The sequence below is a fragment of the Nocardia sp. NBC_01329 genome (assembly GCF_035956715.1).
In the GTDB taxonomy this organism is placed as follows: domain Bacteria; phylum Actinomycetota; class Actinomycetes; order Mycobacteriales; family Mycobacteriaceae; genus Nocardia.
Genome location: NZ_CP108381.1, coordinates 2,050,198 through 2,067,070 on the forward strand (window position 1 = coordinate 2,050,198; position 16,873 = coordinate 2,067,070).

The following is a 16,873-nucleotide window of genomic DNA, read 5'->3' on the forward strand; positions in this document are numbered from 1 at the left end:
ATCATGTGAGTGCCGGAAAGGGAGTGAAATGGCTGTTACCATCCATGATGTCGCCGCCGCCGCAGGCGTTTCGTTGACCACAGTGTCGCACGTACTCAGCAATCAAGGCCGCATCGGCGAGCGCACTCGTCGGCGCGTACTGGCCGTCACGGCAGAGCTGGGCTACAAGGCAAACGTGCATGCACAACAGTTGGTAACCAACAGAAGTAGAACGATTGCTATACAAGTCGCGCCGTTCGACGCGGTCAGCCGATCAAGCATCCTCATACCCAATTCAGAATACTTTCTGGAGGTTCTGAACGGCGCTTCCGAAGAGGCGGAGCGGCAGGGTTACGCGCTGATTCTCACCCCACCTGGTGTCGGACCACATTCCATCAGTGCCTTCGCTGTCGATGGGGCCATCATCGTCGATCCACACGGCGATGAGGGAATGCTGGAGCCAAGCTGGACCAAAGACCACCCGGTGGTAACCGCGGGCCGGACCACCGGTGAGCGAGAGGACGCGTATGTAGTGGACAATGATCACCGCGCGGCAGCTATCGAGGTCCTCGATCATTTCTGGTCACAGGGCTACCGGAACCCTGCCGCCATGATCACCGACAGGGCGCGATCCTACACTCGCGATGTCGTAGACGGATATCAACATTGGGCAGAGGATCACGGCATCGTGCCCCAGGTGGTGGAGACCGGCTCACAGACATCCTCGGCCCAAGCGCTGAACGATCTTCTGAACGCCGACACACCTCCGGATGCGATCTACGCCGGCTCCGAGGACATCGCCCTCGATCTACTGCACGAATGTAGCCGGCGTGGCCTGCGGATACCCGAGGACCTCGGCCTGTGCAGTTGCGTCGACAGCAGCACCTTCGGTCTGACCACGCCCGAGCTTTCGGGGCTGATGTGCAATCCGCGGGGGATCGGGAGCAGCGCGGTCTCCCTGTTGGTGAAGTTGCTAGCAGGTGAATCTCCGGAAGAAACACGAATAATAATCCCTACGGAGCTGAAGATCCGCCGGTCAACTCAACGTACCATGTACGTTTAAAGATTCCCTCTTGAATTACCAGCACCTAATGCGCGATAATTGAAAAATCGTTTTAGCAGATCGGAGATCGTTCGATGAGAGTATTGATCATCAGCGCCAGCCCGCGAGAGGACGGCAATTCTCACGTGCTTGCCGACGCTGCGATCGCCGGCGCGCGGGAGGCGGGTCACGACGTGCGTCACGTGTTCCTGAGTGAGCATGTGGATCGCATGCTTGGGAACTGCCGGCAGTGCAGGCGGCCGTCTGATCGCATGTGCTCACTCGACGACAACTACGAGACACTCCTTCTCGAGCAGATCATTCCGGCCGACGGGCTCATCTTCGCAATGCCACTGTACTTCTACGGCATGCCTGGACGCCTGAAGACGGTCTTCGACCGCCTTTTCTGCTATACCGCCAACAGTTCACCATTGCAGGAGCGAGTGGTCGAGGGCGTGATGCACAAGAAGGTAGGCCTGCTGATTTCCTGTGAAGAATCCTACGTCGGTGCCACGTCCGGGGTCATCGCACAGTTCCAGGAACTCACACGATATCTCAATCAAGAATTATGCGGAGTCGTGGTCGGTAATGGGAACAGCCGTGGTGAGATCATCCATGACCCCAGCGCCCCAGTTGGGGCAGCAAAGCGTCTCGGCGCTCGGCTGTTCGAAACCAGAGTAACGGACTACCGTCTCGATACCGTGCGGTCGAATAAAGTGTGGGACACAGTCCTGGCGTCGAGGCACATAGGCACTCTTTAAGCCTGCACGCTCCCCCCTTCTCCTGCTCGGCCACGAACTCAATCCATTGACAAAACGTTTTATCAACGAGAGGAATGGAACATGTCTCTATCCCTACCTACGGAACCGCAAGGCGACCTTCCCTCGATGGCCGCAGCGAAGGGTCGCGACCGAGTATCCATGGGTCCGGCGGACTTTGCATGCGATGGCACTCGACCAGGCGACGAGATATCGGCATGGATGGTGCCCCTGCCCGACCCCCATCGTCTGCTTCGCGCTGTTTCCGGTCAGCCCGAGAGGGACGCGATGCTGCCAGTATGGGCCCGCGACCTCGCCGATCTCCACGCCGAACTGATTAGACACCGGCTTCGGCCGACGTCAAAGCGGTCAGAGGCCGATGACGATGGGGTGCGAGCCGAGATAGATCGCATAATAGGAGAAGTAGACACCTGGGCGATGAAGAATGTGCCGCGCACGAAGTGCGCACGAATGCACACGCACTCGCTCGGAGAGGTCATCAGTCGTATCGCGATGTCATCGGCCGATGCATGGTGGACTGTGCTGCATTCGCGAGACGAGTGCACCAGGCACCGTGTCTGGTCGCAACTCGCGCAGGCTCTCGAAGGGTATAGCGAACTGCTCGCCGAGATCCGCGCAAAGCGGCTTCGGCTACCCGAAGGAGGAAGCAGGATCGGACAAGCAATAGTCTGACCGGCTTACCCGGGGCTTACGGGGCTATTAAGCACGATGTTCGTCCGCAGGGTCAGCTGCAAGAAGTAGCCCGCGCGGTTCGCCCTGACGAATACGGAACTGTTCCAAGGTCACACGTTCGGCGTAAGGCAAGTCTTCTACCTGACGTCGACGGGCGTCTCGGTCGGCATCGAAGCTGGCCAGGCAATGCTTTCGGGCTCGGGAGAAGCGAGCGCCGAACCATAGATTTCTATCGAAGCTCGATTGACATCGATGCGTGGATTCGATTGGACGAGGAGATGAAAGTACCGTGTCCGCGGTGTGGTCGTGCCTTCATTACGCAGCATGACCGGTATGTGAAACATCATGTGAACTGCCTGGAACCCGAGGAGAAGGTGACACCTCGGATGACGCCGGAAGACTGGAAGGCTGTTGCCGGCTGGCTCAATCCCGAGAGCGGGTTCCGCAGAGGACAGCTGGGGCCGGAGTGAAGCTCAGCGAGGCAGCGGGATAGGAAACCGGCACGCGAGAGCCCTGTGGTTATGCCGGAGAACTGGCTCACGACAGCGAGTTCCAGTGCACCGCGCAACAGAGCAGCACAGCGGTAAGAGGTTCAGCCTTACGATCCGGCCACGGAGAGAGCGTTCCCCGGATCGCCACAGCCGCAGCGGCGCTCCCGCGCATGGGATCTGCATCGGCCACGGCCTGCCGACCCCGCGGCGCACTGCTCGGTTGATTGGGCAGATGCATGCGGCGGTGTGGGAGCTGGCCGGGCCCCGGTCCGAATGCTCGGGCGGTTGTCGGTGAAAGTCGCTGCAGGTCACTACCTGTAAATATCGAATCAGAAGCCGCTGGTCGGAGCCTGCGAGTCGATGTCCGAGTCTCGTAGGCCATGTTGTTTGTCCGAAGTGATGAGGGGAAATATGAGCGAGAACCGCACCGCCGGTGTACGTAATGGCGGCAGGATCGCGGGTGTCGGTGCCGCGGCCGCTGTGGCCGTGGGCCTGCTGTCGACGGGCGCCGCGAATGCCGATGCCTTCGTGGCTCTGCCCGACGGCCAGAAAGCCGGCCCCGGAGTGACCATCACCCGTACGGGTGAGCATGCCGTCGTTTCGCCTTCCATGGCGGCCAACGGCGCGGGCCGCGTGGTCTGGGTCTCCGGAAACGCTGTCGCCGACGTGGCTGTGACGCCCAAAGGTGAGCCGGGCCCGAACAACGGTCCGACCGGGGCGGACGGCACCAACAACTCGTCCACGCACGGCGCCTCGCAGCTCAACACCGGCTATATCGTCGGTTGCCAGGTGAGCCTCGGCGAGGATGCGATCGGTCTCGGAGCTTCCGCGAATCTGTCTCTCGACGGCGGTGGAGTCGGCGGCTCGGTCGGGCTCGAACTGGGCCCGGGCGACGTCGAGTTCGTGCAGATCGACTACAAGGACATCACGAAGCCCGGCCGGTACTCCGTGGAGTACCAGGATGCCGAGATCGAGATCCAGGGTTGCGCGGGTTACGCGCAGGCGCGGTCGTACACGGTCGTCGAGATCATCGGCGACCACTACTCGAAGACCACGCTGTACGGGCAGCCGTTCAGCATCGGCTGAGCTGTCGCGCCCCGTCCACGTCGCATCGAACCGAACTTCCTCGCGCAGCCCGCGAGCTCTCCCTTCGAAGGGTATGACCCCATGATCAACCGCAAGAATCTGGCGCGCCTGGCCGGCGTCGGCGCCGCCACCACCATCGCGCTGGGCCTGTTCTCGACCGGGGCCGCCAGCGCCGACACCTTTGTGCCGCTGCCCGGCGGCGAACTGGTCAAGACACTGTCCGACGGCACGGTGGTGACCGTGCGCATGGTCGGCGAATCGGCCACCATCAGCCCGTCCATGGGTGCCACTCCGGTGCACCGCAACGCGTGGGCCTCCGGTAGCGCGCAGGTCGAGATCGCCGGCGGCGAGGACGTGGGCGGCAGGATCTTCCCCGGCTATGTCGTGGGTTGCCAGGTGAACATCGACGGCGGCGGTGCCCAGGGTGGCGCCGGCGCGGAGGTCGATACCGAGGGCGCCGTGAGCCCGAGCGCCGAAACCGGCGGCAACCTCACCGTCGGGCCCGGCCAGGCGAAGTCCTTCTATGTCCTCGATATCGAGAGCCCGGACGACTACGGCAGTGAGGACCACGCGACCAACAACCAGTTCGAGGGCAACAGCGGTTCGGTGACCTGGTCCGATCAGACCATCGGGCTGAGCGGCTGCGGCGGTTACGCGCAGGCCCGGTCCTTCGTCAAGGTCGAGGTGGAGACCGAGAACGTGATCACCTTCGTGACACTGTGGGGTCAGCCGTTCAGCCTCGGCTGACCGAGCGCTGAACCGACATATCGGCACGAATACGGGCCTGCCGCAGCTGCGGCAGGCCCGTACCTTGGTTGATGAACAAGCAGGACACCGAGGCAGGTCGCAGACTGCTGCAGTCCTCGTTCCAGCTCCGCACGCGCCAGGAGCTTGGTGGGGACTGTGTATTTTTTAAGGGCTCTGGCCCACTTTCGGTGGTGCCTGTGAGGTGAGGGCGGCACGATATCCGGGTGGATTAGGTGAGTGTTGTTGTCGGCGTGGTGTTTTCGGGTTTGGCGCCTCTGGTTGTCGAGGATGTGGGTGTGGCGGGTTCGCGGCTGGTGGTCCAGGCCCGGACTCCCAGTGGTGTGGCGGAATGCCCGGGTTGTGGTGCGGGATCGGCCCGCGTTCATGGTGTTCACGAGCGGCGGCTGGCCGATCTGCCGGTCGATGGCCGCAGCGTGATGGTGCGGGTGCGTGTCCGGCGCCTCTACTGCCCGACACAGGGATGTCAGCGAACGTTCCGGGAACAGGTCCCCGGCGTGCTGGAACGCTATCAGCGGCGCACTGCTCGGCTGACCGGACACGTGCGTGCGACGGTGCGGGAGCTGGCCGGACGGGCCGCGGTCCGAACGCTGCGGCGGTGGTCGGTGCGATTGTCGCGGCAAACCGCGGTGCGGGTGCTGCTCGGCATCCCGCTGCAAGGCCAGAAGGTGCCGAGGGTGCTCAGTGTGGATGATTTCGCTTTGCTGCGCCGCCACCGATACGGGACCGTGCTGATCGACGGTGCGACCCACCAGCGTGTCGATGTCCTGCCCGACCGCCGCTCCGCCACCCTGGAAACGTGGTTGCGGGCCCATCCCGGCGTCGAGTTCGTCGTGCGAGACGGGTCGGCGACCTATGCCGAAGCGATCCGCCGTGGGGCCCCGACCGCGATCCAGATCGCCGACCGCTGGCACCTGTGGCACAACCTGGTCCGAGCAGCGGAGAAGGTGGTCGCCGCCCACGCCCGCTGCTGGGCTGCAGCCGGCCCGAAACGCCGGCAGTTGACCCGCGAAACCACCACCCTCGCCCGCTGGCACGCCATCCACGACCTCCTCGACCACGGGGTCGGACTCATGGACTGCGCCCGCCGACTCGGCCTCGGCCTCAATACCGTCAAACGGTATTCCCGCGTCAACGAACCCGAAAAGCTGCGCCGCCCAACGCAATACCGGGCCAGTCTCGTCGACCCCTACCGCGATCACCTGCGCACCCGCCGCGCCACAGAACCCGGCGTCGCCGTCACTACCCTGCTGGCCGAGATCACTGATCTCGGCTACACCGGCAGTCTGAACCTCCTGCACAAGTACCTGAATCAGGGCCGCGCCGAGACCGATCGGGTCATGCCCTCGCCCCGGCGGCTCACCTCCTGGATCACTACCCGCCCCAGTGAACTGGGCGAGCAGCGGCACGCTCATCTCAGCGAGTTGCTGGCGGCCTGCCCGGACCTGACGGTGCTCGCGGAGTTGGTGAGCAGGTTCGCCCGCATCGTCACCGAACACCGCGGCCGTGACCTCGACGACTGGATGACCAGCGCCCGCGCTGCGGCGCTACCCGAACTCGACCCGTTCCTGCGCGGCATCGACCGCGACTACCACGCGGTCCTGGCCGGACTCTGCATGCCCTACAGCAACGGCCCGATCGAAGGCGTGAACACGAAAACCGCACTGATCAAACGACAAATGTATGGCCGCGCCGGGTTCCGGCTACTCCGCCACCGCATCCTCCTGGCCTGAACCCACCAGCCACCCCCGAAAGTGGGCCAGAGCCTATAGCGAGATAGTCCCGCTTGGTGGGGATCGCCCGATCCACGTAACCGTTGAGCACGGTGTTCTCGCGTTCGAGTTCTCTGAGTTTCTTTGCGTCATCGGCTTTCAAAGGGGGTAGTGGTGCATATGGCCGGGATCCGGCGCTAAGCCTGAACGGTTTCGTCGCTCGACGAGCGGTGCTGCGGCGCTGGTGGTTTCATAGCTGTGCGTGATGAGAGTTCGGCTGGTGGGTATGGCCGGTTCGGGGTGCTGTCCCGTGTTGAGCCGGTGATCGCCTTGGGGAGCTTGATGTCGTAGAGGATCTGCCGCCACTCCGATGCCGGCGGGGTCTTCTCCCCATTCGCCGACCGATGCCGGATGTCGGCCTCGGCCGCCTGGTCGAAGTCCAGGGTCGTCGACAGGTACAGCCGCTGGCGCGGATTCAGCCCCGCCCACCCGGCGGCGGCCTTGCCCGCTGCGGTCATCGCCGCGCAAGCTGCCCGACGACGCGGGCGAGTTCGGGCAGACCGGCCTCGTGCAACCGGGTGGCCAGGGCTTCGTCGGTGAGGATGTCGTCGCCGAGCATCGCCTCGATCTCGTTGAACTTCGCCGTGTCGATCGCCATCAGGGTCTCCCTCGTCCTATGGGGATCGACCCGCTGACACAGCCGTGACAGGTGCACACCCAGCACCGATTCGAGCTAGCGGGCGTGCCCGAAACTGAATTCCCGCAACAAAGTGCCGATCGTGGACGGCCATACACCTGGTGGAACACCCTGGGCATTCCGCCGCTGCGCAGCACACCGACATCATCGGTGCTGTCGGCACCAGCGCACGTCCCTGCGATCAGCGTCGTCAGCTTCGGCCCGGCGTTTGAGCTCCGGAGCGGATCCGCGGCTCGCTGATCGCTACCTTCTGCGTCAGGAGTTCACTCAGCCCGGTCCGCTCGGCCAACCGCATCACCGGAACCAGCCCGGCCAGCGACACCAGACTCTGATCATCGAACACCGCTGACTCCGCGGCGCACCTATGCAAACTTGCACCCGAAGTGCCCTTCTGAACCGGAACGATCACTGCCTCAACAACAGCGATCTTCCCAGCTCAAAGGGCACTTCTCCATTCACGCCACACAAACCCGGCAGTAACCGATCGGTGGATCGAGGCTTAGGCGGCCGCACGCCACCGAAGGCGCGGTCTCGGTATGCGACATCTCCTACTTCCTGTCCAGAATCGAACTGAAGAAGAGTGATATGGCCCGCATGACCACCAGCAGTTCCCCAAGCATCCGGAACGTCACATCACCGAAATCCAGCTTCGCTTCCTCCCCGAAGTGATGGGGCCGGCGGATGGACACCTCGGCAGGCTCGCCCCCGGCCTCGGCCCTGATCTGGGGTTTGCGTTCGGCGTCGTAGTCACGCCTGCGCGAGGTGTCTGATCCGACTCGAACCGAGGTCGAACGATCGGCTGTCGCAGTTGCGCTCTCAGTTCCAGGTCAGTTCGAGGCGGTCCACACCTTGACTGATAGGGGAGGCCGGGTAGGTCAGCTGCTGTTGTTCGACCAACGCGAGGCCCGGGAGCCGTGCGGCGAGTCGCTCGAGCGCGATCTTCGCTTCGGCCCGAGCCAATGGCGCACCGATGCAGAAGTGTGCGCCGCGGCCGAATGAAAGGTGCGAGTTGAGGTTTGCGCGATCCGGATCGAAGACTCCTGGCCGCGGAAAGACGGACAGATCGTGATTGGCCGCCGCGAACACGACCCAAACGGTGGCACGTGCCGGGATCTGGACTCCGCCGAGTTCCGTTGCGCGGGTCGTGGTGCGGAACAGCCCGCGCACCGCCGACTTCACTCGCAGAACCTCCTCGATGACCTGCGGAATGGTGTCGGGCGCGGCCACGACAGAGTCCCAGCGTGCCGGATCGCTGAGCAGCACAAGCAGGGCGTTGCCGATGAGATCGGTCGTGGTGACGTTGCCGCCGATCAAGGTCTGCGCGGCAATGCTGATGATCTGCTCGACCGCGAGCGTCTCGCCCTCCTTCGACAACAGGTCGCTGAGAAGGTCGTCACCAGGTTCTTCACGGCGCTCGGCAACGCGCGCCTGGAGGTATTCCGCCAGCTCGGCCATACTGGTGGCGCATCGGAGGAGATCCGCATCCGGCAGCACGGGATTCGACATCAGAAATGCGTCGTCGGACCATCGCTGGAAATCGGCGTAGGCGTGCGGTTCGACGCCGATGATGCGCGAGATCACCCGTACCGGAAGAGGAACGGCGAAATGCGCCACGATATCGACCCGGCCCCGCGCTATGAACGTATCGATGAGGTCATCGGCGATCTGGGTGATTTCGGGTACCCGCAGGTTGACCTTGCCGGGCGTGAATGCCTGGTTCGCCGCGCGCCGCAGTCGCGAGTGATCGGGCGGGTCGGTGTTGATCAGGCTCGGGTAACCCTGGGGGAAGCCGAGCGGGAGCCGCGAACGCAATTGTGCCGGTACGGGTTTGAAATTCAGCGAGTCCCGCGAGGTGAAGGTGTCGGTGTCGTGGGTGACTTGGAGTACCTCGCGGTAGCCGGTGACCGCCCAGAATCCGGCGCTCTCGACATAGAACACCGGCGCTTCGCGCTGGGCCGATTCCCACAGGGGGTAGGGGTCGGCCAAGTGCGCGGGATCGAAGGGTTGATAGGCATCGAGCGCGGGACAGAGCGTCGGCCGATGGGGCGAGAGTTCCATGGGTAATCCTCATATTTCCGCAGGTTCACGGTCCTGCGGATGAATAAATCGGCGGCCGCCTGTCGACAGGTGGCACGATATCACTGCGGGTGGGCCCGATGCGGGCCCCTTTCGGCATTCATGGACGAGAGCGGCGAACAAAGACGTCGATCGTGACGCTTTGTGATACGGGCTCGGGGGAATACGGTGCCCAGCCGGTAGCCGGGCGGCCCGGCGAGGCCGCCCGGCTTGTCATCAATCGGATTCGACTCGGATGCACACGGTTATCATGGCCGTAACCCGGCGGCGGGGTTCTGTGGATTTCGTTTCGACATGGTTTGAGGGGCCCGGCAGATTCCGGACAGCGGCCTGAAGGGCTATTTCATGCTGCCGTCTGCCGATTCAGGTAATCGGCGTGCACCTGCAGTGGCGCCTTGTAGCCGAGTCCCGAGTGAAGACGTTTGCGATTGTAGAAGGTCTCGATGTATTCCACAACTGCGCGCCGTGCCTGATCCCGTGTTTCGAATGTAATTCGATGTAGCCATTCGTTCTTCAGGGTGCCGAAGAACGATTCGGCCATGCTGTTGTCCCAGCATACTCCCGTGCGGCCGACATATTGCCGCATGTTCATCTGTCGCAGTTTCTTTCCGAAATCGTAGCTGGTGTAATTCGAGCCGCGGTCGCTGTGGAATATCGCCCGCGGTCGAATATCGATTCGGGTAGCGGTCATATCGAGTGCGTCGGCGATCAACGGAGTGCGGTAATGGTCGGACATCGACCAGCCGGCCACCATTTTCGTGTAGCAGTCGAGCACGGCCGCCAAATACAGCCATCCCTGTTTCGTCCGGATATAGGTGATATCGGAGACGAACTTCTCACCCGGCGCCGTGGCGGTGAAATCACGGGCCACGAGGTCGGGGATCCGGTGGTCGATATCAGCGTCGGTGGTGACCGGCCGCCATGGTTTCGGCTGGCACGGCACCAGATCCAGCTCCCGCATCAGCTTGCGGACGGTGTCATCGTCGACCTGGTGGCCCGAGGAGATCAGCACCGCGTGGACTCGCCGATGCCCGTAGGTGCCGTGGGAGTCGTCGAAGATCGCGGTGATCATCAGTTTCAGTTCTTCACGCCATTTCTCGTTCTCCGAGGCCGGTCGGGTACACCATTCGTAATAGCCCGATCTGGACACACTCAGGTTCCTGCACATGAAGGCAACAGAGTAGGCCTTCTCCGCGTCCAGTTCTGCGATGAATTCGTATTTCACTGCTGCCGGCTCGCGAAGAAGGCCGCCGCTTTTTCCAGGAACTCGGCCTTCATCCGGAGCTCACGGTTCTCCCGCTCCAACTCACGCAGCCGCGCTCGCTCCGAAATCGCGAGCGGTTCTTCCTCGTCCGGGTGCTTCTTCCGGTAGGCCGCCACCCAATTGGTGAGCGTCCCGGAATTGATTCCCAGATCCCGTGCGACCGCCGCGATCGAACGACCGTCACTTTCCAGGACTATTTTCACGGCCTCGTCCTTGTACTCTGGTGAGTACTTTTTCCGCTGCTGAGCCACGACCTATTTTCCCTCATATTTCCGTCACTGCCCTATCAGGGGTCACTGTCTGGAGAGGGCCGGGCACCTCAGTTCGCGAAAACTGGTAGACAGCCAGACAGTGGTGTGAGACTTCGCGCTGAATTGGGTAACAGATTCGCTGCAGGACAATCAAGGATTCAGTCCTGAATTGGTGACTTGCGTAAGAACGCAGATCCACGAATCACCTCGCCTGCTGTACACGTCGGTGGCCCACTCGTCGCGATCGGTGCGCTCGTCGTGGTAGAACTCCGTGTTGGTGACACGGGCTGTGTACACGGCGAGGTCACCGTACACCTGAATCCGCGGGTCCCCGATTCGGGACATCGCAGAGTGTCGCAATACACCGGAACCCACAGCCTTCAAGAAGTGCGCGGCCGAGACGAAGCCGTAGTCGGACACGTGCACCCAGTCCTCGGACATGAATTCTCGGATGCGGGTGGCATCGTTGGACACGATTGCCGCGATCCAGTTCTCTGCCAGCGTTCTGATCTCTTGCTCGGGCGAATCGTATGGGGTCTTGATCTGTGTCGTAGTCATGGCCGCAACGCTAACCACGTCATTCGGTGCCCGGCTTGGACGAATGGAACCGAGCCTCCAGCGGCTCGATGGAATGAACTTTCCCGTCCGATCGGTGGACGTCATGTCCGTCGAACAGGCGGATCCCGCACCCGAGCAGAATGCGCCAGGCGGTGCGCCCGGCCATCACCGCACCGGCCTCGACGGCTTCGCCGGCCAGGAACTGGAAACCGAACTCCGAGTCGTCGCGGTGGGCGTCGAACAGGGCCTTCGCCCGATAGACCTAGTGTTCCGCGCCTGAAATCCCTTGGTTAATTGTAGGATTCGGCCGTGGCGAGGACGGGGCGACCGAGATCGGGGCCGGAGTTGGTGGTGACCGAGGCGCAGCGGCGGGAGTTGGTGGAACCTGTTCGCCGCGTTCAATATCGCCGACAGCACCGTCATCGGCGAGCTACACCGCCGGCACCGCGCGACCGAGTTCAAGAAATTCCTGGTCACGATCGATAAGACCGTGCCCGCCGAACTGGACATTCATCTGGTCTGCGACAACCTCGCCACCCACAAGACCCCAATCGTCAACGAATGGCTCGCCCGGCACCCTCACTTCCACGTGCACTTCACCCCGACCGGGTCGTCATGGCTCAACCAGGTCGAACGCTGGTTCGGATACCTCACCGACCAACTCACCCGCCGCGGTGTCCACAAAAACGTCGCTAGTGCCTCGTCCAGATAGGTTGCGCCGGTATTCCGGGGTGTCGGTTTGATCGTGTGCTTGCCGACGGCGATGCTGCCCGTGGAGGTGGTGTCGATGGCCCGGAAACCAGAAGTATTCGTGCGGGAGGTGTCTCCGGAAGAGGGACGCCGACTGCAGAAGATCACCAAAACCAGCAAACAGCCGATCAGGACCCGACGCGCGATCGTGGTGATGGCCTCAGCGCAACATCAACCCGTTCCGGCGATAGCGAGGCTGATGCAGGTCTCGGAAGCCTATGTGCGGCAAGTGATCCACGACTTCAACGAACGGGGGTTCGAAGCATTGGACCCAAAATGGAGCGGGGGCAGACCGCCGAAGACCGATCGGGCGACGCGTGAACGTATCGCCTGCATCGCCCGGTGCTGCCCCCGCGACCTCGGCTATCCGTTCTCGACGTGGAGCCTGTCGAAACTCCGAGACATGCTGGCCACCAGCAAAATCGCTGATATCAGCCGCGAAACCTTACGCACGATCCTGCGCGAGCAGGGCGTGTCCTGGCAGGCCACCAAGACCTGGAAAGCAGGCACCGACCCCGACTTCACCACCAAGATGAACCGCATCCTGGACCTCTACGACCACCCACCCGCCGACGGGCGAGTGATCTGTGTCGACGAGTTCGGGCCGTTGAACCTGCAACCCCGCCCCGGGCGCGGCTGGTTCCCGGCCCGCAAGCCGCGCCGGCTGCGGGCGACCTACCACCGCGACCACGGAGTGCGGCATCTACTCGGGGCGTTGGACCTGGCCACCGGCCGTATTCACTACCGGATCCGGGACCGCAAACGATGGATCGAGTTTCTGGCCTTCCTGAAAACACTGCGGGCCCGCTGGCCCGGCGAGAAGCTGTACGTCATCGCCGACAACTTCTCCCCGCACAAACGGGCCGAAGTTCGGGACTGGGCCGCGGCCAACAACGTGGAGTTGGTGTTCCTGCCGACCTATTCGTCCTGGCTGAACTGGATCGAATCGGAATTCGCCGCGTTGCGGTACTTCGCCCTCAACGGCACCGACCACCGCAGCCACAACGAACAAGACGCCGCGATCGGCGCCTACATCCGCTGGCACAACCAGCACGCCCGACCCAAACGAGACTTCGCCGTCAACTCCACAATCCGGCGCCCCGATTACCTATCCAACGTTGCTTGACGAGGCACTAGCCGCGAACAGCGCGACCGGCCACCGACCGTGTGGCCGTTCCGCTCATTGTTCGGACAGCTTGTCGATATCGGCCAGTACCTTTTCGTGCCAGTCGATCTCGGTCCGGATCCGCATCCGGGCGTGCTCGGCGATGAGGTCGTCGGCGGTGCGCTGGTCGGGCCAGCGGCGGTCGAGCTGATGTTCGATCCGCGAACCGAGCGCGCGGAGCGCGGCGATCCGGTCCTCGAGGTAGCCCCGCAGCAGTTCGGTATCGAGGTCGTCACCGACGGCCAGCGCGAGATCGACCGGGTCGGGTCGGACGTCGACCTCGGTGAAGGCTTCGTCGCGCAGAGCTCGTAGTTCCCGCAGGCCCTCGTCGGTGATCTGGTAGATGGTGCGCGCCGGCAGCGCGCCCTGCTGTTCGGTGCGCACCGGCCGGACCAACCCCTCGCTCTCCATGCGGTGCAGTGCGCCGTACAGAGATCCGGGTTTGACCCGCGACCACAGGTCGGCGCGGTCGAGCCGGGCGTCGCGGCGCAGTTGGTGGCCGTGCATCGGGCCGCGCCGGGCCAGTGCGGCCAGTACGAACAACCGGGTTTCGTTCACCGATCCAGTCTTACACGACTACTCGTATTTGAGTAGTCTGCCCGCATGACTGTGCGACAGATCCTCATTGCCGGTGATCCGCGGCTCACGACCGCCGCGACACCGGTGACAGTTTTCGACGATGACCTCGCCGCCCTGGTCGACGATCTCTTCGATACCAATACCGCCGCCCCCGGTGCGGGGCTCGCGGCGAACCAGATCGGCGATCCGCGCGCGGTTTTCGTCTACGACCTCATCGATACCGGAATCCGATATCGCGGCCATATCGTCAATCCGGTGCTGCGCACCTCCGAACTTCCGGAGACGATGCCGGACCCCGACGACGACCTCGAAGGGTGCCTCTCCGTTCCCGGGGAATGGTTTCCGGCGGGCCGTGCGCACCGGGCCGAGGTGACGGGCCTGGATATGACGGGGCGGCCCGTCACGGTCGAGGCCACCGGATATCTGGCCCGCTGTCTGCAGCACGAGACCGACCATCTCGCCGGGTTGCTCTATCTCGACCGGTTGATCGGCCGGAACCGGCGGGCGGCCCGGAAGATGATCAGGGACCGGTGCTGGACCGTTCCCGGCAACAGTTGGCTCCCAGCAGATCAGGGTCCCACCGTCACCGGCCGGTGACCGGTCGCCTCGATCAGGCGCCCACCGGTCCGTGCGGGCTCGATCGTGTGTCGGGTCAGCGCGGTGGCAGGCTCATATCCCGGTTCATCGTCGGAAGCTCGATACTGATGGGCATCCGGAGTTCGGCCAGATACCAGAGTGCGAACTGGCGCAGGAACTCGTCGAAGAGCCAGTACGCCTCCTGGGTCGGCGGCGCGATGGTCAGCACGCCTTCCCGGACCGCGATGAACGGGCCCCAGCTGAAGCGCAGCAGCGGATCCCAGATCGGCTCGCGGGCGATGGCCAATCCGTCGGCGATCTCGTCGCCGAGCAGGAATCGTGTGAAGGCACCGAGGACTCCCTTGCTCAGGATCGCCAGGTCGAGGTTGGTTCCCAGCCGCAGCAGCCGGTCGGCCAGTTTCGCACCCTCGGGTGTCGGCGCGATGATCGGATCCAGTACCTGGGCGGCCTGGGACTCGGCCTGATCCCACGAATTCGGAATGTACTCGTCGCGCACGCCGAGCATATGGGCGGCGACCTGCCAGGAGTGCAGGAAAGCATCCGATTCGTGGGCCGGGATCGGCACCTTCCATGCTGTGAGATGGCGCATCACGGTGGTGGGCAGACTGTGCCAGGTGACCATGATGTCGTTCTGGCTGATCGGGATGTCCTCGTCGGCCGAGTGGACCCAGTGCGGCGACTGGGGCAGCAGATGCCGCACCGCAGCATGTACCAGGCGCGTCTTGACGCAGGTTACGACCATCTGCCCGTCCGGGCCGTAGGCATTGCCGCTGCCGATGTCGTAGCCGAGTTTCGCAGTTTTGGAGATGCGATCCTTCAGATCATGGCCGCCCTTGGAGTAGTACACCGCCCGAGCCTCTTTGGGGATGACCGTGCTCATCATGCCGCTGGCGAGGCCGTACAGCACACCGAGATAGAGACCGCGTTTCTTGTTGAAATCGACGGCGGTGGCCAGTTTGCCCTGATCGGTCCACTGGGGCAGCTGCCGGGCATATTCCATGAAATCCCGCAGATCGGAGGGGAGTCCGGCCGGCAACGGCTGACCGTTGCGGGTCCAGGTCCGCAGCAGCCCGTTGATCGCGGGCACTTCGCCGCGGTCGAGCAGTGCGGCGACCAGTTCGTCGGCCTCCGGATCCCATACGCCCAGCGGATCGACGCCGGCTCCGCTACCCGCCACCGAACCCTGTGGCGACCAGGACCAGGGTTGCGCCCGCGCCACCGAGGTCGCCCCTGCCATCACCAGCGCGCCGGCGGCTCCCGCCGCCCCGCCGGCTTTCAACGCATCGCGCCTGCTGAGTCGGTCCATGTCGCCACTCCTCGTCGAGTTGGAACATCGCGGTGGCCGGTGCGCCAGCCGCGTCGATATGGCTGAGAATACTCAGTAACTTAACAGCTGTTCGGGTGTCCTGGTTGTCGATTCGGCGAATTCGCCGGCACGGGCCGTCTACCGGCATTGCCGCCCGATGTCATCGACTTCCGCCGACCTGCCTGCGTATATGCGTGAGCCTGCGGCAGATCATGTCTCCTCGTTGAGGAACTTCGGCCGGGCCCGCCAAGGTGACTGCTGGTGCAGGTTGGCAGAATATCCGATAACAGAAGGTCGCTGACCCGGGCGGGATCCGGAACGGCCCCGGTGCCTTCTCCTGTCCGGTTACATGTACATGCGCCGGACCGGCTGCTAGTCGTGGTGTATGACCACACCGGGTGATTTCGAATTCGAATCCGTCTATCGCGGCGACGGCCCGTTCGGGCCGGATGTAGCGCCGCCGTGGAGTATCGGGGAACCACAGCCGGAACTCGCCGCATTGATCGACCAGGGCCGGTTCCACGGGGAGGTGCTCGACGCCGGATGTGGTGAAGGCGCGATTTCGCTGTATCTGGCAGAACACGGTTTCACTACGGTGGGCCTCGACCTCGCGCCGACCGCGATCGAATCGGCGCGGGCCGAGGCCGACCGGCGCGGCCTGGACAACGCCACCTTCGAGGTCGCCGATATCACCGCGTTCACCGGCTACGACGGCCGGTTCGGCACCGTGGTGGACAGCACGCTGTTCCATTCGATTCCGGTGGCGTCGCGCGAGGGATATCTCGCATCGATCGCTCGCGCGGCCGCTCCGGGCGCGGCGTATTTCGCGTTGGTGTTCGACCGGGCGGGATTCCCGGCGATGCCCGTATCGGGGCCGGCTCCGGTCACCGCGGACGAACTGCGCGAGGCGGTATCGAAATACTGGGTGATCGACGAGATCGCCCCGGCCCGGATCCACGCGAACCTGCCGGACAGCGCCGATTCGCCGGCCGGTGAGTCGTTGCTGCGGTTCGAGGACCTGCGCGACGAACCCAGCGGTCGCAAATCGGTTCCGGCCTGGCTGTTGTCGGCGCATCTGGGCTGATCGTCGAATGCGTTTCCGGT

15 protein-coding genes and 2 pseudogenes are annotated in these 16,873 nt (G+C 63.6%); 10 read left to right on the forward strand and 7 right to left on the reverse strand.

What is annotated here, in order from left to right:
* The first annotated feature begins 28 nt into the window (after positions 1 to 28).
* From OG405_RS09610 to OG405_RS09630, 5 genes are all read left to right on the forward strand, one after another.
* Positions 29 to 1,042 (forward strand): LacI family DNA-binding transcriptional regulator, encoded by a 1,014-nt coding sequence (locus OG405_RS09610; RefSeq protein WP_327151268.1) that lies wholly within the window; start codon positions 29 to 31, stop codon positions 1,040 to 1,042.
* A 74-nt stretch (positions 1,043 to 1,116) separates the two neighbouring features.
* Positions 1,117 to 1,782, forward strand: coding sequence for a flavodoxin family protein (locus OG405_RS09615; RefSeq protein WP_327151269.1), 666 nt, complete (start codon positions 1,117 to 1,119; stop codon positions 1,780 to 1,782).
* Positions 1,783 to 3,374: 1,592 nt separating this feature from the next.
* Complete coding sequence (locus tag OG405_RS09620) at positions 3,375 to 4,049, forward strand: MspA family porin (RefSeq protein WP_327149626.1); 675 nt, start codon at positions 3,375 to 3,377, stop codon at positions 4,047 to 4,049.
* Between the two features lie 81 nt (positions 4,050 to 4,130).
* On the forward strand, positions 4,131 to 4,796 hold the full coding sequence (locus tag OG405_RS09625) for an MspA family porin (protein WP_327149627.1): 666 nt from the start codon (positions 4,131 to 4,133) through the stop codon (positions 4,794 to 4,796).
* A gap of 233 nt (positions 4,797 to 5,029) precedes the next feature.
* A complete protein-coding gene (locus OG405_RS09630; RefSeq protein WP_327151270.1) occupies positions 5,030 to 6,547 on the forward strand; it encodes an ISL3 family transposase in 1,518 nt (505 codons plus the stop codon).
* Positions 6,548 to 6,723: 176 nt separating this feature from the next.
* Here the strand turns inward: OG405_RS09630 and OG405_RS09635 are convergent, their stop codons facing one another.
* From OG405_RS09635 to OG405_RS09660, 5 genes and pseudogenes are all read right to left on the reverse strand, one after another.
* A complete protein-coding gene (locus OG405_RS09635) occupies positions 6,724 to 7,044 on the reverse strand; it encodes a hypothetical protein (protein WP_327151271.1) in 321 nt (106 codons plus the stop codon).
* A gap of 95 nt (positions 7,045 to 7,139) precedes the next feature.
* A pseudogene (locus tag OG405_RS09645) lies at positions 7,140 to 7,593 on the reverse strand (IS1380 family transposase); the annotation flags it as partial.
* 446 nt (positions 7,594 to 8,039) lie between these two features.
* A complete protein-coding gene (locus OG405_RS09650) occupies positions 8,040 to 9,281 on the reverse strand; it encodes a cytochrome P450 (RefSeq protein WP_327151273.1) in 1,242 nt (413 codons plus the stop codon).
* 361 nt (positions 9,282 to 9,642) lie between these two features.
* Positions 9,643 to 10,814 (reverse strand): IS3 family transposase gene (locus tag OG405_RS09655; protein WP_327151274.1). Its coding sequence is split into 2 segments (ribosomal slippage): positions 9,643 to 10,559 and positions 10,559 to 10,814, totalling 1,173 coding nucleotides; the frame shifts between segments, so codons are not numbered across the junction.
* A 150-nt stretch (positions 10,815 to 10,964) separates the two neighbouring features.
* On the reverse strand, positions 10,965 to 11,372 hold the full coding sequence (locus OG405_RS09660; protein ID WP_327151275.1) for a nuclear transport factor 2 family protein: 408 nt from the start codon (positions 11,370 to 11,372) through the stop codon (positions 10,965 to 10,967).
* Between the two features lie 103 nt (positions 11,373 to 11,475).
* On the opposite strand from OG405_RS09660, the gene OG405_RS09665 reads away from it, so the two are divergent.
* The 3 genes and pseudogenes from OG405_RS09665 (at position 11,476) to OG405_RS09675 (ending at position 13,248) form a co-directional block, all read left to right on the forward strand.
* The gene (locus OG405_RS09665) at positions 11,476 to 11,652 is read left to right on the forward strand and encodes a hypothetical protein (protein ID WP_327151276.1); all 177 of its coding nucleotides are present in this window, start codon (positions 11,476 to 11,478) and stop codon (positions 11,650 to 11,652) included.
* A gap of 102 nt (positions 11,653 to 11,754) precedes the next feature.
* Positions 11,755 to 12,084: pseudogene (locus OG405_RS09670) on the forward strand (transposase); the annotation flags it as partial.
* A gap of 75 nt (positions 12,085 to 12,159) precedes the next feature.
* On the forward strand, positions 12,160 to 13,248 hold the full coding sequence (locus tag OG405_RS09675; protein WP_327150874.1) for an IS630 family transposase: 1,089 nt from the start codon (positions 12,160 to 12,162) through the stop codon (positions 13,246 to 13,248).
* 54 nt (positions 13,249 to 13,302) lie between these two features.
* On the opposite strand, the gene OG405_RS09680 is transcribed toward OG405_RS09675, so the two are convergent.
* Positions 13,303 to 13,845: a PadR family transcriptional regulator gene (locus OG405_RS09680; RefSeq protein WP_327151277.1), complete on the reverse strand. Its 543-nt coding sequence runs from the start codon at positions 13,843 to 13,845 to the stop codon at positions 13,303 to 13,305.
* A gap of 45 nt (positions 13,846 to 13,890) precedes the next feature.
* Between OG405_RS09680 and OG405_RS09685 the strand changes: the two genes are divergently transcribed.
* The gene (locus OG405_RS09685) at positions 13,891 to 14,463 is read left to right on the forward strand and encodes a peptide deformylase (protein WP_327151278.1); all 573 of its coding nucleotides are present in this window, start codon (positions 13,891 to 13,893) and stop codon (positions 14,461 to 14,463) included.
* Positions 14,464 to 14,518: 55 nt separating this feature from the next.
* Here OG405_RS09685 and OG405_RS09690 read toward each other — a convergent pair whose 3' ends face one another.
* The gene (locus tag OG405_RS09690) at positions 14,519 to 15,769 is read right to left on the reverse strand and encodes an oxygenase MpaB family protein (protein WP_327151279.1); all 1,251 of its coding nucleotides are present in this window, start codon (positions 15,767 to 15,769) and stop codon (positions 14,519 to 14,521) included.
* Between the two features lie 385 nt (positions 15,770 to 16,154).
* On the opposite strand from OG405_RS09690, the gene OG405_RS09695 reads away from it, so the two are divergent.
* A complete protein-coding gene (locus tag OG405_RS09695) occupies positions 16,155 to 16,853 on the forward strand; it encodes a class I SAM-dependent methyltransferase (RefSeq protein ID WP_327151280.1) in 699 nt (232 codons plus the stop codon).
* The last annotated feature ends 20 nt before the right edge of the window (positions 16,854 to 16,873 follow it).

What these genes read in the sequence shown, in the direction of transcription:
- OG405_RS09610 (WP_327151268.1), top strand. Translation starts at nt 29, where the DNA reads ATGGCTGTTACCATCCATGATGTCGCCGCCGCCGCAGGCGTTTCGTTG.
- OG405_RS09615 (WP_327151269.1), top strand. Translation starts at nt 1,117, where the DNA reads ATGAGAGTATTGATCATCAGCGCCAGCCCGCGAGAGGACGGCAATTCT.
- OG405_RS09620 (WP_327149626.1), top strand. Translation starts at nt 3,375, where the DNA reads ATGAGCGAGAACCGCACCGCCGGTGTACGTAATGGCGGCAGGATCGCG.
- OG405_RS09625 (WP_327149627.1), top strand. Translation starts at nt 4,131, where the DNA reads ATGATCAACCGCAAGAATCTGGCGCGCCTGGCCGGCGTCGGCGCCGCC.
- OG405_RS09635 (WP_327151271.1), bottom strand. Translation starts at nt 7,044, where the DNA reads ATGACCGCAGCGGGCAAGGCCGCCGCCGGGTGGGCGGGGCTGAATCCG.
- OG405_RS09650 (WP_327151273.1), bottom strand. Translation starts at nt 9,281, where the DNA reads ATGGAACTCTCGCCCCATCGGCCGACGCTCTGTCCCGCGCTCGATGCC.
- OG405_RS09660 (WP_327151275.1), bottom strand. Translation starts at nt 11,372, where the DNA reads ATGACTACGACACAGATCAAGACCCCATACGATTCGCCCGAGCAAGAG.
- OG405_RS09665 (WP_327151276.1), top strand. Translation starts at nt 11,476, where the DNA reads ATGTCCGTCGAACAGGCGGATCCCGCACCCGAGCAGAATGCGCCAGGC.
- OG405_RS09675 (WP_327150874.1), top strand. Translation starts at nt 12,160, where the DNA reads ATGGCCCGGAAACCAGAAGTATTCGTGCGGGAGGTGTCTCCGGAAGAG.
- OG405_RS09685 (WP_327151278.1), top strand. Translation starts at nt 13,891, where the DNA reads ATGACTGTGCGACAGATCCTCATTGCCGGTGATCCGCGGCTCACGACC.
- OG405_RS09690 (WP_327151279.1), bottom strand. Translation starts at nt 15,769, where the DNA reads ATGGACCGACTCAGCAGGCGCGATGCGTTGAAAGCCGGCGGGGCGGCG.
- OG405_RS09695 (WP_327151280.1), top strand. Translation starts at nt 16,155, where the DNA reads ATGACCACACCGGGTGATTTCGAATTCGAATCCGTCTATCGCGGCGAC.